Annotated in this window: 14 protein-coding genes; 7 read left to right on the forward strand and 7 right to left on the reverse strand. The window is 67.4% G+C overall.

Annotation, left to right across the window (positions count from 1 at the left end):
* Positions 1 to 94: 94 nt before the first annotated feature.
* The 3 genes from IT540_RS12905 (at position 95) to IT540_RS12915 (ending at position 2995) form a co-directional block, all read left to right on the forward strand.
* Positions 95 to 742 carry an arylesterase gene (locus tag IT540_RS12905; protein ID WP_291178375.1) on the forward strand — a complete coding sequence of 216 codons (648 nt, stop codon included), beginning with the start codon at positions 95 to 97 and terminating at the stop codon, positions 740 to 742.
* A 17-nt stretch (positions 743 to 759) separates the two neighbouring features.
* On the forward strand, positions 760 to 1323 hold the full coding sequence (gene thpR, locus IT540_RS12910; protein WP_291178378.1) for an RNA 2',3'-cyclic phosphodiesterase: 564 nt from the start codon (positions 760 to 762) through the stop codon (positions 1321 to 1323).
* 268 nt (positions 1324 to 1591) lie between these two features.
* Positions 1592 to 2995, forward strand: coding sequence for an MFS transporter (locus IT540_RS12915; RefSeq protein ID WP_291178381.1), 1404 nt, complete (start codon positions 1592 to 1594; stop codon positions 2993 to 2995).
* Between the two features lie 211 nt (positions 2996 to 3206).
* Here the strand turns inward: IT540_RS12915 and IT540_RS12920 are convergent, their stop codons facing one another.
* The 5 genes from IT540_RS12920 to htpX all read right to left on the reverse strand — a co-directional run bounded on the left by IT540_RS12920 (position 3207) and on the right by htpX (position 9749).
* Positions 3207 to 3722 (reverse strand): GNAT family N-acetyltransferase, encoded by a 516-nt coding sequence (locus tag IT540_RS12920; RefSeq protein WP_291178384.1) that lies wholly within the window; start codon positions 3720 to 3722, stop codon positions 3207 to 3209.
* Entirely contained in the window at positions 3722 to 5305 is a 1584-nt protein-coding gene (gene purH / locus IT540_RS12925) for a bifunctional phosphoribosylaminoimidazolecarboxamide formyltransferase/IMP cyclohydrolase (RefSeq protein WP_291178387.1), read from the reverse strand. Before purH ends, IT540_RS12920 begins: the two co-directional genes overlap by 1 nt.
* 147 nt (positions 5306 to 5452) lie before the next feature.
* The gene (locus IT540_RS12930) at positions 5453 to 7156 is read right to left on the reverse strand and encodes a heparinase II/III family protein (RefSeq protein ID WP_291178390.1); all 1704 of its coding nucleotides are present in this window, start codon (positions 7154 to 7156) and stop codon (positions 5453 to 5455) included.
* A 69-nt stretch (positions 7157 to 7225) separates the two neighbouring features.
* Positions 7226 to 8608: a transcription antitermination factor NusB gene (locus IT540_RS12935; RefSeq protein WP_291178393.1), complete on the reverse strand. Its 1383-nt coding sequence runs from the start codon at positions 8606 to 8608 to the stop codon at positions 7226 to 7228.
* A gap of 187 nt (positions 8609 to 8795) precedes the next feature.
* Positions 8796 to 9749, reverse strand: coding sequence for a zinc metalloprotease HtpX (htpX, locus tag IT540_RS12940; protein WP_291178421.1), 954 nt, complete (start codon positions 9747 to 9749; stop codon positions 8796 to 8798).
* A gap of 146 nt (positions 9750 to 9895) precedes the next feature.
* On the opposite strand from htpX, the gene IT540_RS12945 reads away from it, so the two are divergent.
* The 4 genes from IT540_RS12945 (at position 9896) to IT540_RS12960 (ending at position 12142) form a co-directional block, all read left to right on the forward strand.
* A complete protein-coding gene (locus IT540_RS12945) occupies positions 9896 to 10123 on the forward strand; it encodes a DUF1674 domain-containing protein (RefSeq protein ID WP_291178397.1) in 228 nt (75 codons plus the stop codon).
* A gap of 136 nt (positions 10124 to 10259) precedes the next feature.
* Positions 10260 to 10985: an extensin family protein gene (locus tag IT540_RS12950; RefSeq protein ID WP_291178400.1), complete on the forward strand. Its 726-nt coding sequence runs from the start codon at positions 10260 to 10262 to the stop codon at positions 10983 to 10985.
* Positions 10986 to 11252: 267 nt separating this feature from the next.
* Positions 11253 to 11612 (forward strand): metalloregulator ArsR/SmtB family transcription factor, encoded by a 360-nt coding sequence (locus IT540_RS12955; protein WP_291178403.1) that lies wholly within the window; start codon positions 11253 to 11255, stop codon positions 11610 to 11612.
* A 38-nt stretch (positions 11613 to 11650) separates the two neighbouring features.
* A complete protein-coding gene (locus tag IT540_RS12960) occupies positions 11651 to 12142 on the forward strand; it encodes an SRPBCC family protein (RefSeq protein ID WP_291178406.1) in 492 nt (163 codons plus the stop codon).
* Positions 12143 to 12268: 126 nt separating this feature from the next.
* On the opposite strand, the gene IT540_RS12965 is transcribed toward IT540_RS12960, so the two are convergent.
* Together IT540_RS12965 and acnA are read right to left on the reverse strand one after the other, a co-directional pair.
* Positions 12269 to 13057 carry a DUF1223 domain-containing protein gene (locus tag IT540_RS12965; RefSeq protein ID WP_291178409.1) on the reverse strand — a complete coding sequence of 263 codons (789 nt, stop codon included), beginning with the start codon at positions 13055 to 13057 and terminating at the stop codon, positions 12269 to 12271.
* Between the two features lie 142 nt (positions 13058 to 13199).
* On the reverse strand, positions 13200 to 15340 hold a 2141-nt coding region (gene acnA, locus IT540_RS12970; protein ID WP_291178412.1), incomplete at its 5' end, for an aconitate hydratase AcnA.

Consider the following 15340-nt stretch of genomic DNA (forward strand, 5'->3'; position numbering starts at 1 on the left):
GGAAGCGCGACGCAACAGTGTCGAAGCGCGGTGAGGCAAAAAAATGAAGGCAGAGCAAAGCGCTTCGACCTTCGGGGGTCAAATGGTGCGGCTGATGGCGATCGTCAACCTCTGGCTGGCTGTCGGATTTTGGGCAGCCATGGCGGCCGAGAAAGCCGATCCTATCCGCATGGTGGCCTTCGGGGATAGTTTGACGGCCGGTTACATGCTGAAGCCCAGCGAGGCCTTTCCCGTGAAGCTCGCCGAAGCGCTCGCCGCCAAGGGCCATGCCGTCGAGATCGCCAACGCGGGCGTCTCCGGCGACACGACGGCAGCCGGGCTTCAGCGATTCGACTGGGCGATCCCCGAGGGGACGGAGGCCGTCATCGTCGAGCTCGGCGCCAACGACGCGCTGCGCGGCATCGATCCCGGCGAGACGCGCAAGAATCTCGACGCGATCCTGACGAAACTGCGCGCGCGCAATATCGACGTGCTGCTCGCCGGCATGATGGCGCCTAAGAACTGGGGCAAGGACTACGAGGAGCGCTTCGCCACCATCTACAGCGATCTCGCAGCCAAGCACGGCGCGCTGCTTTATCCCTTCTTCCTCGACGGCGTCGCGCTAGATGCCAAGCTCAACCTGCAGGACGGCCTGCACCCGACCGCACCCGGTGTCGACGTGATCGTCAAGGGCATCCTGCCCCAGGTCGAGGAGCTGATCGGCCGTGCGCGCGAGCGGCGCGGTGCGGCGTCGAAGTCCTGATCCGGGGGCCGTCCGCCATGCCTCGCCTCTTCACCGGCATCGAGCTTCCGTCTGCGCTCACCGAGCGCCTTGCGGATCTTGCCGTTCCGCTCGCGGGCGCGCGCTGGATCGAGCCCGAGGACATGCACCTCACGCTGCGCTTCGCCGGCGACATCGACAACCCGACGGCCGACGAGTTTCATGCCGCGCTGTCGTCGATCGACGAGCCGGCGTTCACGCTGCGGCTGTCGGGTTTCGGCGCCTTCGGCGGGCAGCAGCCGCGCTCGCTGTGGGCGGGCGTCGCCGAGAACCCGTGGCTCGATCAGCTTGCCCGTGCCAACGAGCGCGCCGCGCGCAGCGCGGGCCTCAAGCCCGAGAAGCATCCGTTCAAGGCGCACGTCACGCTGGCGCGCCTCAAGGGCACGCGCCCCGAGGCGGTGGCGCGCGTGCTGGAGCAGCTCGGCAGCTTCGTCAGCGCGCCGTTCCAGGTCGAGCGCTTCGCGCTCTTCTCGTCGCGGCCGAAGGTCGGCGGCGGACCTTACGTGATCGAGGACACCTTCCAGCTCCGCGGCGCAGACTACGCCGGTCAGTGGAGCGGATAGGCAGCGCAATCGTGAATCATAGACCGTTGTTCGTCATGGTCTGCCGATTTCGACAGGTGGCGCAGACTCGCGACGTGCCTGGACTCCGGCCTTCGCCGGAGTGACAGAGGGTAGGGACATCCGGCGTCCACATACTGACGTCATCCCGGCGGAGGTCGGGACCCAGATACGTTGCCGCATCGGACTGCGCTAAGTATCGCTGCTCCAGCACGTAAAGCGGGCAGATGGCGTTCGGCTGGGCTATAGAACAGACACCACAAGCTCGGGGATGGGGGACGACACCGTGCAGGACACCACAGTCGATATCGGGGTGCAGGAGGCGGCACCGCCGCGCGCGCTCGTCTCTTGGGTGCTGTTCGACTGGGCGGCGCAGCCCTACTACACGCTGGTGCTCACCTTCCTGTTCGCGCCCTATTTCGCCAATGCTGTGGCAGCGGACCCGGCCCAGGGCCAGGCGCTGTGGGGCTATGCCGCGGCCGCGGCGGGCGTGATCATCGCGCTCGGCAGCCCGTTCCTCGGTGCGGTCGCCGACGGGCGCGGCCGGCGCAAGCCCTGGATGGCTCTGTTCTCGACCCTCTTCGTCGCGAGCCTCGCCACGCTGTGGCTCGCGGTGCCCAGCGCCGACGCGGCCACCATCGCCCTCGTGCTCGCCGCGTTCGTGGTGGCGACCGCTATGGCCGAGTTCACCACCGTGTTCACGAACTCCATCATGCCAAGCCTCGTGCCGGCGAACCGGCTCGGGCGGCTATCAGGCACCGGCTGGGCCGTCGGTTATGCCGGCGGGCTCGTCAGCCTCGCCATCATGGCCGGGCTCGTGGTGGCCGATCCGACAAGCGGGCGAACGCTGCTCGGACTCGAGCCGCTGCTTGCGCTCGACACGGCGGCGCGCGAGGGCGACCGCCTCGTCGGCCCGTTCGCGGCTATCTGGTACGCGCTGTTCATGATCCCGTTCTTCCTGTTCGTGCCGGACCGCAGGGTCGGCGCGGTGCCGGCGAGCACGCGCCCACCCTTGACCGAGCTATGGGAGACGATCCGGTCGCTGCCGTCGCATCGCGACATGCTCCTGTTCCTCATTGCGCGGATGCTCTACGCGGACGGGCTGGCGGCGATCTTCGCGTTCGGAGGCATCTACGGCGCGGCGGTGTTCGGATGGGGCGCGCTCGAGCTCGGCCTGTTCGGGATCGTGCTGACGCTCACCGGCGTGTTCGGCGCGCTGATCGGCGGCGTGCTCGACGACCGCATAGGCTCGAAGACGGTAATCATCGTGTCGCTGCTGCTTTTGCTGGTCGGCGCGTTCGGCATCCTGTCGGTGGATCCGACGCATGTGCTCTACGTGAGCGAGGTGGCGCCCAAGGTCGCGGGGTCGGAGCCGTTCTCGTCGACCGGAGAGAAGGTGTTTCTCGCCTTCGCGGTGATCGTCGGCCTCGTGGCGGCGCCGGTGCAGGCGGCCAGCCGTGCGCTGCTCGCGCGCCTCGCGCCGCCCGAGAAGATGACGCAATACTTCGGGCTGTTCGCCTTCTCGGGCAAGGTGACGGCTTTCATGGCACCGTTGCTGGTCGCCGTCGTCACGCAGGCGTCGGGCAGCCAGCGCATCGGCATGGCCTCGATCGCCGTGTTCCTGATTGCCGGCCTTGTGCTGATGATCGGCGTGCGCGCGTCATCGCGAGCGTAGGTGCTGCCTCCTCCGACCGTCGAGCCCGCTGAGACTGGCGTGGGTCCCGGCCTTCGCCGGGATGACGTCATTTTGTCGATGTCGGCTGCCACAAACTCACCGTCATCCCGGCGTCATGGCGGAGCCATGCTTCGCATGGACGGCCGGGACCCACGCAAGTATCCAAGAACGAGCCGAGAATGAAGGATGCGCGGGCAAAGCTCGGGAAACCTCAAGCACTCGGGTCGCCGCGCTTGGCGACCATGAACCAGGAAGGCCCTGTGTGAGGGTCGTGCCAGACGCTCTGCCAGCGGAAGCCCGCCTTCTCGTAGGCGCGAACGGCGCGCTCATTCTTCACGGACGGGAAGATGCAGACCGCGACCGCCAGCGTGGTCGCGAACACCTCGTCGCGGAGCAGGCCGAGTGCCGCCTGTCCGACGCCCTTGCCGCGGTGCTCCTCGGCGGCGACGAAGAGGTCGAGGTCCCACGTGCCGGGCTCGAGATCGGCCGGCAGGTTGTCGCCCCACAGCGTGGCATCGACGGCGTGGGCGTAGCCGACCGGCTCGCCATCGGCCTCGATGATGCGGCAGATCGCATGCTCGGCGCCGAGCGCCATGTTGACCTCGGCCTCGGTCGCCGCGACCGGTCCCCACCAGTCCTGGATGTCGGGCCGCGCCAGCCAGCGGCGGATGAGCCCGAAATCGGCGCGTGTCGCCGGCCTCAGCGTTATGCGCGGCGCCTCCGCCATCAGTGCCGGAAGTGGCGCATGCCGGTCAGCACCATGGCGAGGCCGGCCTCGTCGGCGGCGCGGACCACCTCGTCGTCGCGCATCGAGCCACCGGGCTGGATGACAGCGGTGGCGCCGGCCGCGGCCGCGGCGAGGAGCCCGTCCGCGAACGGGAAGAAGGCATCCGAGGCGACGGCCGATCCCTTGATGTCGAGGCCTGCCATCTCCGCCTTGATGGCGGCGATGCGCGAGGAGTTCACGCGGCTCATCTGGCCGGCGCCTATGCCGATAGTGGCGCCGTCCTTGGCGTAGACGATGGCGTTCGACTTCACGAACTTGGCGACCTTCCAGGCGAACAGCAGGTCGGCCATCTCGGCGGAGGTCGGTTGGCGCTTGGTGGCGACGTGCAGGCGCTCGTAGAGCGCGAGATCGGCATCCTGCACCAGAAGGCCGCCGGCCACCGTTCTCTGCTCGCGGCGCGGCGGCGGCACCAGCGGCCAGACGCCGGTAACGAGCAGGCGAACGTTCTTCTTCGCCGACACGACCTCGCGCGCCTCGTCGGTGACGGAGGGGGCGAGGATGACCTCGACGAACTGGCGCTCGACGATGGCTGCGGCCGTGCCGGCGTCCAGCTCGCGGTTGAAGGCGATGATGCCGCCGAAGGCCGATTCCGGATCGGTCTTGTAGGCGCGGTCATAGGCGCCGAGCAGCGTCTCGGCCTCGGCAACGCCGCACGGATTGGCGTGCTTGACGATGACGCACGCGGGCCGATCCGCGAACGCCTTCACGCATTCGAGCGCGGCGTCGCTGTCGCCGACGTTGTTGTAGGACAGCTCCTTGCCGAGAAGCTGCCGGGCGCTCGAGACCGTACCGGGCTCGGGATCGGCGGCAGTGTAGAAGGCCGCGCACTGGTGCGGGTTCTCGCCGTAACGCATGTCGAGCGCCTTGCGATACTGCGTCGTGAAGGTGGGCGGAAAGCCGTCCGCCGCGTCTTCCGTACTTTCCGCCACGGCGCCCAGCCAGTTGCTGATGGCGCCGTCGTAGGCGGCGGTGCGGGCATAGGCCTTGGCCGCCATGCGCTTGCGGAACTTGGGTGTCGTCTTGCCGCCGTTGGCGCGCATCTCGGCGAGCAGCGCCGCGTAGTCGGCGCGGTCGACGATCACCGTTACGGAGGCATGGTTCTTGGCCGCGGCGCGGATCATGGCCGGCCCGCCGATGTCGATGTTCTCAACGCAATCGTCGAAGGAAGCCCCACCCGCGAGCGTCTGCTCGAAGGGATAGAGATTGACAACCAGAAGATCGATGGCGGTGATCTTGTGCTTCTCCGCAGCGGCGATGTGCTCCGCGTTGCCGCGCACGCCGAGCAGGCCGCCGTGGATCGCGGGATGCAGCGTCTTCACGCGCCCGTCCATGATCTCCGGGAAGCCGGTGACGTCCGCCACATCCTTGACCGAGAACCCGGCGCCCTTGAGCTTCGCCGCCGTGCCGCCGGTCGAGATCAGCTCCACGTTCCATTCGGCGAGCGACTGGGCCAGCTCGTCGAGCCCCGCCTTGTCGGAGAGCGAGATCAGGGCGCGGCGGATTCTTGGATTGGAATCTTTCATCGGTCGTTTCTTGTCCTTGACGTTCAGAGCACGATCGCACCTGATGGAATGGGATTCCGTTGTGCGATCATGCTCTTTTTTTTCACTTGCGAGTCTGATTCACGCTCTCGATGCGAGCTCATCGCTCGCATCTCGAACGATCAGGCTCTAATCCTGGCCTTCCAGCACCCAGCGAACCTCGGTCTCGCCGAACGTCGCGCCGCGCGCCACGATCTGCAGCGAGCGGCGTGGGCCGGCGGAATCGGCGAAGTAGGTGCTTTCCTCGATGGCGAGGCGCGCGCCTTCGAGGCTGAACCACCAGGTGTCGCCGCCCGGCAGCTCGATGATGGCAATGCTCGGGTTGTCACCGCGCCGGCAGCGTACCGCCGGATGCAGATGGAAGTGGACTGCGAACGGCACATCCTGGCGCAGGCGCACGGTGCCGTGCTTGCCGGCAAGGCGGTCGATGCCGAGCAGGCGCCGGCCGGAGGCGGCTAGCGCCAGCGTGCGCCGGTGCATGAGGCCGAAACGGCGCATGTAACCGTCGTGCTCGGCCGTGAGCTCGATGGCGCCGTCCTGCGCTTCGACCTTGGCTTTCACTTCGTCGGGGAAGCGGATCGGCATGCCGCCGACCAGGCCCTCGAGCATCTTGTGGCGGATCAGCTTCGATGACGACTTCTCGCCGAGGCAGAGCGTGTTGTGGCTTGCGGTGGCGCGCGAGGCAGCGCGCCAGTCGGCATTCGCGGACGAGGGGGCGCCACCGTTGACCAGCATCAGCGACGTGCCGACGCTGAGCTCGAAGGAGAGGCAGCCCGCGTGTGCCGCGGCCGCGGATTCGAGCGGCGGCGGCGGGCCGGCGTCCATGATCAGGATCGATGCGCCGCGTTCGAGGCGAATGTATTTCGAGGCCGGCGCGCTGGCGGGGATGGCGCCGGGATTGTCGTCGTAGACGAGCACGGTGGCGAGACCGGCCGGCGAGGCGACGCCCATGCCGTTGAAACGCGCCAGCATGCCGTCGCCGAGGCGCATGTATTTCAGCATGCCGAGCATCGCTTTCAGCATGGCCGCGAACTCGGGAGGCGCGGTGCGGCTGCGGGCTGCGAAGCACTGGCTGAGCGGCAGGAGATCGAGGATCAGCTCGACCAGGATGCCCGGGTTGCGTCCGACATGCCCGCCGTCGTGCAGGATCTGACGGTCCAGCTCCTGCACGAACAGCTTCTCCGTCTCCGAAACCTGCCCCTCATGACCGGAGATGCAGAGCTGGGCGAGCAGCAGGGCCAGCAACGACAGCAGGCGCGGATAGCCGCTCGGGCTCGAGCGCCAGCCGGCGGCGAGCCGCACGAGCTGGATGCCGAGACTCTCGGTCAGGATCTCGTAGGTCTCGGCGTCCGCCTCTTCGAGCAGGAAGCCCGAGTGCGAGATCCACGAGATGAGCCGGCGCCCGGTGACGTGCGGCTCCCAGGCGATGCCGCTGCCGCCGCGATGGCGCATCGCCCATTCGGCGGCGAGAAGCTGCGCCATCTCGCGCGCCTCGGGACGGCCCACGGCGGCCAAATGGCGGAGCCAGGCAAAGCCGTGCAGCGCGCGCGTCCAGGCCTCGCTCGGCGGGATGATGTCGAACGGCGATACGTCGTCGGCCAGCGCCACCGCGCCCGCGAGCCCGAACTGCCCGACCTCGACCTCGTCCCAGAAGCTCGGATCGGCGGTGCGGAGGTCCTGCGGCACGATGAGAAGCTGCTCGGCCGCCGAGGCGCCGAACTGCCAGCGGAACGGCGGCGAATAGAGCACGGACGAGATCGCGTCGCGCCGCAGGCGGTCCGCGGCCAGATGCGTAATCCTGATCCGTTCCGAAATCTTGAGCCGCGACGCCATACTCTCCTCAGGCGCATCCGTCATCGGATGGTAGCATGCCGGACTGCGTCCTCAATCGGGCACTCCGACTTATGGGGCGGAAACCGCCGTGGCCTCCGCTCCCTCCCGCCGTTGCAGGCGGGCGACGTAGAAGCCATCCATGCCAGACAGCTCCGGCTCGGGGCGCGCGAGGTGGCTCGGCAGCGTACGCAGGTCGCCCTCGGGCGTGATCCACGCAGCGTCGATGCCGGCCTCTCCCGGGGCAACGGTCGCACGGACGAACCCGGGTTGCTCATCCAAGAAACGCGCGATCTGCGCCTCGCCCTCCTCCGGCTCGAGCGAGCACGTGCAATAGACGAGGCGCCCGCCGGGTGCAACAAGGCGCGCCGCACGGTCGAGCAGGCGCCGCTGCAGCGCCGTGCGCTCGGACGTATCGTCCTTGCGCCGCAAGTGCAGGATGTCGGGGTGACGGCGGATGGTGCCGGTGGCGCTGCAGGGTGCGTCGAGCAGCACCGCATCGAACGTACGGCCGGGCTCCCAGGCCAGCACATCGGCTTCGACCACCTCGGCGTCGAGCTTGAGGCGCGCGAGGTTCTCACGGAGGCGTGCGAGCCGCGCCGGAGACTGATCCACGGCCGTGACCTTGGCGCCCGCCGCGGCGAGCTCGGCCGTCTTGCCGCCCGGCGCGGCGCAGAGGTCGGCGACGCTGAGTCCGGCTACCAGGCCAAGCAGGCGCGCCGGCAGGGCCGCCGCCGCGTCCTGCACCCACCAGGCACCTTCCGCAAAGCCGGGCAGCTCCTCTACGCGGCCGGCGTTGGCCCGTGCAATGCGTATGCTGCCCGTGGGGAGGAGGACGCCGCCCAGGCGCTCGGCCCATGTTTCCGCATCCTGCTTCACGGAAAGATCGAGGGCGGCCTCGCCCAGGGAGGCGGCGGCGATCTCGTGCGCCTGCGCGTCGCCGTAGGCGTCGGTCCAGCGACGGAGCAACCAGGACGGCAGGTTCACCGTCACGGGGTCGAGGCGTGCCAGCACCTCCCTGCGCGTCGCCGACACGCGTCGCAGCACGGCATTGGTCAGGCGGTCGAACCGGCGCGCCTTCGGGTCGGCGCGGCACTGGTCCACGGCAAGGCTGATGGCGGCATGCGGCGGCGTCTCCAGCATCAGGAGCTGGGCAGACGCGGAGAGCAGAATGGGCCACAGGCGACCGGCGTCCGCAGGCAGCGGCTTCTCCAGGAAGGAGGAGACGACGGCCTCCAACTCGCCCTTGCGGCGGAGCACGGTCATGACGACAAGGCGTGCGAACGCGCGGTCGCGCGCCTCGAGCGGGCCGGCCTTGGCGACGGCGGCCTCGAAGGCGTCGTCGAGCGGACGGCCGCGATCGAGGATGGAGACAAGGCAGGCGGCTACGGCCTCTCGCGCGGCAAAGCCTGCGGGTTTCGGACGCGTCACGTGCTTGCGTTCAGGAGGTGGCATTGGGTGCTTCACCGGCTTCCCTTGGCGGGAGCGGAGCGATGCGTCAAGCGGAAGGCCGCGATGGCCGTGTTCTGCGCCCCCTCACCCGGACGCGATGTCCATGCGGAGCATGGCTCCGCCATGACCAATCGCTTCCAACCTCTCCCGAGTGGGGGAGAGGTCGATAGGAGGGGGTCTGGGGAGGCGCTTAGCCCCAGGGGCCGCGGGACGAGGTCTGCGACCAGGGGCCGGAAGGGCCGGCCCCGCCGCCGGTCGAGATTGCGCCGCTAACGTCGATGCCGCTCTTCGCCATCTCCTCGGCGAGCGCCTCCAGCGCCGCGACGCGGTTCGCGGTGTTGGGGTGGGTCGAGAACAGGTTGTCCATGCCCTGGCCCGTCAGCGGGTTGATGATGAACATGTGCGCAGCGGCCGGGATCTCCTCCGCTTCCTCGTTCGGGATGCGTTTCACTGCGCGCTCGATGCGCAAGAGCGAGGCGGACAACCAGCGCGGGTTGCCGCAGATGAGGGCACCCATGCGGTCCGCCTGATACTCGCGCGAGCGGCTGATGGCCATCTGCACGAGCATGGCCGCGAACGGTGCAACCAGCATTGCCAGGATGGCGCCGATCATGCCGATGCCGCTGCGCTCGTTGTTGTGGCCGCCGAACAGCATGCCGAACTGCAGATACTGAGCCAGCATGGAGATGGCGCCGCCGATGGTGGCGGCAACCGTCATGGTCAGCGTGTCGCGGTTCTTGATGTGCGCCAGCTCGTGCGCGATGACGCCGGCCAGTTCCTCGCGCGGCAACGCGTCGAGCAGGCCGGTGGTCGCAGCAACGGCTGCGCGCGACGGGCTGCGGCCGGTCGCGAACGCGTTCGGCTGCGGATTGTTCATGATGTAGACGCGCGGCATAGGCAGCTCGGCGCGGCGCGCCAAGTCGCGCACGAGGCCGTAGTATTCGGGGGCGCTGCGCTCGTCCACCTCCTGCGCCCCGAACATCTTCAAAACCATCTTGTCCGAGTTCCAGAGGCTGAAGAGGTTCATGGCCAGCGCTAAGAAAAAGGCGATGACCATGCCCGTCTGCCCGCCCACGGCGGCGCCCATGGCGACGAAAATCGCGGTCAGGGCCGCGAGCAGAGCCGCCGTCTTGGCGTAATTCATCGGCATTCCGTTCACTCCAGAGTGTCGACCCGCGTGCGCGCACGGCCACATCCGGCCGCATCGCGCACGCCCTCGGCCATGCTATATAGGAAGGGTGCTGGCCGACGACCAGCATCCCGATGCAAATGGAAACTCGCGCGCCCGCAATGACACTTCCCGACGAAGAGAACCCCTCAGTAGCGGCGCCCGACGCCACGCCGCGGAAGCCGCTTTCGCCGGCTGCCGAGCGGGCGCTGGCCGAAGCCGCAGCGCGGCGCGCTGCCACCGAGCGAGCCAACGGCGGCAACACGCAGCCGGAAATCGGCGGCCCCGAGGGGCCCGAGCCGACCCGTTACGGCGATTGGGAGAAGGGCGGTCTGATCAGCGATTTCTAGTTGCTGATTGCCGGTGCACGCTCCTCCGCAGGCTGCCGATCGTACGCGCACCTGCCGCCCAAAATCGGTTCCCACTTTTCCGGAAGCGCTCTAGGCTAGGCGGCGGGGACACGGCAACTCAGGTTGCGGGGGAGCGATGCGACAACCGGCACGAAAGAGACCACGCCGTATTTTCTCGAAGCTGCTTCTCGGACTCATCCTTTTCGTTGCCATCGCCGGAGGCTTCTGGTTCGGCCTCATCCCGCAGCGCTTGAGCCCCTTCAGCCCGGTCACGCTCGACGAGCGGCCGTCGTTCTTCGTCGATCCCAAGCTTTCGGCGCTGCGGTTCGACACCGAGCTCTGCCAGGCGGTGCTGAAGCAGCCCCACATCGACGCGACGCCGATCCCGGACCGGGTCTCGCAGAACAACTGCGGATGGGTGAACGCGGTGCGCTTCACGCAGACGGGCGGGGCAAAGATCGGCGTCGATCCCCTCACCTGCGAGATGGCGGCGGCGCTGACGCTCTGGGTGGAACACGAGGTGCAGCCGCTTGCCCGCGAGATGTTCGGCCAGGAGGTGGTGCGGCTCGGCGACATGGGCACCTACGACTGCCGCAACATCGTCGGCAATCCGTTCTGGAAGGGGCTGCGCAGCCAGCACGCCGCCGCCAACGCCATCGACATCTCGGGCTTCACGTTCGCCGACGGGCGCACGATCAGCCTGCTCCGGGACTGGAAGGGCAGCGGCAAGGAGAGCGCGTTCCTGCGCGAGGTGCACCGGCGCTCGTGCCGCTACTTCCGCGTGGCGCTCGGCCCCGAGTTCAACAAGGCGCACGCCAACCACTTCCACTTCGACCGCGGCCTCATGTGGACGTGCCGGTAGGGCGGGGTGTTCTTGCGGCCAGATGAGGACGCGAAGCGGAATCGCGCAGAGCCGGGATGACAGAGGACGGAACGCGCCAGGCGATTTCTGCTCCAAGCATGAGTGAGCCAGGAGCGGACGCAAATCGCAGCGCTTTGGTTGTGCTGTAGCGGATCTTCGCGGCCCGGCATTTCAAACCGTCGCCTGCCGCAGCGTATGTTGGATCAATAGATATCCGGTTGGATAACTATCGTTGACACCGGTTTGGCCACCTATATAGTTAGTCAAATGGATAACCATTTGTACCAGCTCGATCGCGCCTTCGGGGCACTCGCCGACCCGACGCGTCGGGCCATCATGGCGCGCCTCGCGCAAGGAGAGGCGTCCGTGGGAGAGCTTGCTCGGCCGTTCGACATGGCGCTGCCGAGCCTGATGAAGCACATCCGCGTCCTTGAGACGGGCGGGCTCGTCGAGTCGGAGAAGCAGGGCCGGGTCCGCACATGTCGACTGAAGCCGTCCGGGTTGAAGGGCGTCGAGAACTGGCTCACCGAGCAGCGGGCAATTTGGGAGGCACGCCTTGATCGCCTCGAGGCCTACGCGACATCACTCGAGAAGAAGGCGCGGAGAAAAAAGCGCGACGGTCGATAGCCCAACGATGATATCGACATAAATTCAAGGAGTGCGCCATGACATCGACACCCGACAAAGCTCTCTCCCAATGGGATATCGAACGCGAAATTGTTCTCTCGCGCGTGATCAAGGCAAAACGTGAGTATGTCTTCGCGGCCTGGACCGATCCAAACCACTTGCCGCGCTGGTTTGGCCCGGCAGGGTTCAAGATCGAAACGAAGGAGATCGACATTCGCGTCGGCGGAACCTGGCGCTTCGATATGCTCGCCCCAAACGGCCAACGTTTCCCGAGTCGGATGCATTTCCGCCGTATCGAACCTCCTCGCTTGATCGAGTTCGATCACGGCTCGGACATGGATGACGATCCCGCTCGCTTTCGCACCACGATCACATTCGATGAGCAGAGCGACGGCAAGACCGTAGTCACGCTGCGACAGCTGCATCCGACCAAGACACAACGCTACGCTAAGATCGGCTTCGGCGCTGTCGAGTACGGCTATCAGACACTCGATAAGCTCGCAGCACATGTTGAAGCGGGGGCAAGCTAACAACTGCCGTTGCGCAGGCGCATGGGCTCCGGCGGATGTCTGCTACGGGTCAATCGCGCACAAGCTTTGCGGGATGTTCACTTTGGCTGGAAACCGGACACGAGTTAGCCGCGCAGGCAGCGTCGCCTAGTCGCCCAGGCGGGCGGCGCCGATGATGGGGCCGGTGCTCGATTCCTGGATCAGAACCACAAGCTCCTCCGTCTCGGGGCGCATGATCGCCGCGCGGGCGAGGCGGATGGTGGCGGGGCGGCCGTTCCAGACGCCGACCGGAGTCAGCTCGCGAACGACGTTGTAGTAGGTCAGCGTCTTGCCCTTGTTCTCGCCGCCTTTAACCGCCACCTGGACGGCCTTTTGCACCACGGCCAGCCAGATGGTCGCCTCCTTGGGCTCGCTGTCGTTTGCCGCCGCACCGGCCTCGATGATGATGGTGTTGCCGTAGTGCCAGAAATGCACGGGCACGCGGCTGCTCGAGAGCGCGGTCTCGGTGGCGCGAATGGCGCGGTCGATCTCGGATGCGCTCGATCCCAGCACCTCGACTGCGCCGTTGACGACGGCCTGGGGCGTGTAAACCGTGCCGATGCCGAAGCGCTCGGCATAGTCGCGCTGGCGCTCGGCGTTGCGGGCGCCGGCGAGCGTGTCCTTCCAGCCGAGGTAGTCCCAGTAGTCGACCGGCAGCGTCAGGCCCACGATGTTGTTCTGGTCGAGGTACTGCTTCAGGAGCGCGTCCGCGGCAGGGCAGTCGGAGCAGCCCTGGCTGGTGTACATCTCGATGACGGCGCGCGGCGCGGTCACGGCGCGCACGGCGGGCTCCGGCGTCTCGGCGAAAGCGGCGGCCGGCGCGATCAACAGGCTTGCGAGCCCGCTCGCGAAGCGGCGCACGGGACGCAGCGCCTTCGACATGTCCTTGCTCAACATGGCCCACTCTCGCATGGCCGGCCCCGTTCGGGTCCGGCGCGCATGCTTGCACGAGATTGATAGGATCTGGCGCGCCGCCGGTCCAGAGCGGGCGCCTCGGGATCCGCGCCCGGCCGAGATTATATTTTCTTAATCCCGAGGCTCAGGCCGCCAGGTTGCGCAGCACATACTGAAGGATGCCGCCGTTCTTGAAGTACTCGATCTCGTCCAGCGTATCGATGCGGCACACGAGCGGCACGGTAAAGCCTGTCCCGTCGCTCTTCCTGATCAGCGCCTCGACGATCTGGCGCGGCCGGATGTCGGCGAGGCCCTTCAAGGTCACCGTCTCGCTGCCGTCGAGGCCAAGCGACTGCCAGCTCGTGCCGGCTTCGAACACGAACGGCACGACGCCCATACCGACCAGGTTGGAGCGGTGAATGCGCTCGAACGACTGGGCGATGACTGCTTTCACGCCGAGCAGGTTGGTGCCTTTCGCTGCCCAGTCGCGCGACGAGCCGTTGCCGTACTCGACGCCCGCGAAGACGACCAGCGGCACGCCCTCCTCGGCGTAGCGCTGCGCGGCGTCGTAGATGGCGAGCCGCTCGCCCGAGGGCTGATGGATCGTGTAGCCGCCCTCGACCACGTTGCCGGCCGCGTCCTTCACCATGTGGTTCTTGATGCGGATGTTGGCGAAGGTGCCGCGCATCATCACCTCGTGGTTGCCGCGCCGGGTGCCGTACTGGTTGAAGTCGGGCGGCTCCACGCCCTCATCGAGGAGGTACTTGCCGGCCGGCGACGCGGCCTTGATGGAGCCCGCAGGCGAGATGTGGTCGGTGGTGATCTTGTCGCCGAACAGCGCCAGGATGCGCGCGTCCTCGATGTCGGTGATGGGGCGCGCGGTCTTGGTGATGCCTTTGAAGTACGGCGGGTTCTGCACGTAGGTCGATTTGTTGTCCCAGCTATAGGTGAGACCCTTGCCGGCCTTGATCGTGCGCCAATGGTCGTCGCCGTGGAAGACGTCCGCGTACTTGGACTTGAAGAGATCGCGAGAGATGTTCTCGGCGATGAACGTCTGCACCTCGTGGTTCGAGGGCCAGATGTCCTTCAGATAGACCGGCTTGCCGTCGCTGCCGGTGCCGATCGGCTCGGACGCGAGGTCGCGCACCACGGTGCCGGCCAGCGCATAGGCGACCACCAGCGGCGGGGAGGCCAGGTAATTGGCCTGCACGTCCGGGCTGACGCGGCCCTCGAAGTTGCGGTTGCCGGAAAGGACGGCTGCCGCGACGAGGCCGTTGTCGTTGATCGCCTTCGAGATCTCGGCCGGCAAGGGACCCGAGTTCCCGATGCATGTCGTGCAGCCGAAGCCGACGAGGTTGAAGCCGATGCCGTCGAGGTCCTTCTGCAGCCCCGACTTGTCGAGATAGGCCGCGACGACCTGGCTGCCCGGCGCGAGCGAGGTCTTGACCCACGGCTTCGACGTCAGACCCTTCTTGAGGGCGTTGCGCGCCAGCAGGCCGGCGGCAATCAGCACCGACGGGTTCGACGTGTTGGTGCAGCTCGTGATGGCGGCGATGACCACGTCGCCGTGGCCGAGATCGAAGTCGCGGCCCTCGACGGCGACGCGCTTCTCGGCCTCGCCGGGCTTCTTGTACTCGGCCTCGAGCGCGGTGAGGAAGCCGGCCCTGACGTCGGGCAGCGCGATGCGTCCCTCGGGCCGCTTCGGGCCGGCCACCGACGAGACGACGGTCGAGAGATCGAGCTCGAGAGTGTCGGTGAAGACCGGATCGCCCGCGTCCTTAGTGCGGAACAGGCCCTGAGCCTTGGCGTAGGCCTCCACGAGCGCGATGCGGCCGGGCTCGCGCCCCGACATGGTCAGATAGTTGAGCGTCTCGTCGTCGACCGGGAAGAAACCGCAGGTGGCGCCGTACTCGGGGGCCATGTTGGCGATGGTGGCGCGGTCGGCAAGCGTGAGATGGTCGAGGCCGGGCCCATAGAACTCGACGAACTTGTTCACCACGCCCTTCTTGCGCAGCATCTGCGTGACGGTCAGCACGAGGTCGGTCGCGGTGACGCCCTCCTTGAGCCTTCCCGTCAGCTTGAAGCCGATCACCTCGGGAATGAGCATCGACTGCGGCTGGCCGAGCATGGCCGCTTCGGCCTCGATGCCGCCCACGCCCCAGCCGAGCACGGCGAGGCCGTTGACCATCGTCGTGTGGCTGTCGGTGCCGACGAGCGTGTCCGGATAGGCCATCGTTTCACCGTTGGCGGTGGCGGCGGTCCACACCGTCTGCGCCAGATACTCGA

Origin of the sequence: Hyphomicrobium sp. (assembly GCF_020852195.1) — a bacterium.
GTDB lineage: Bacteria > Pseudomonadota > Alphaproteobacteria > Rhizobiales > Hyphomicrobiaceae > Hyphomicrobium_C.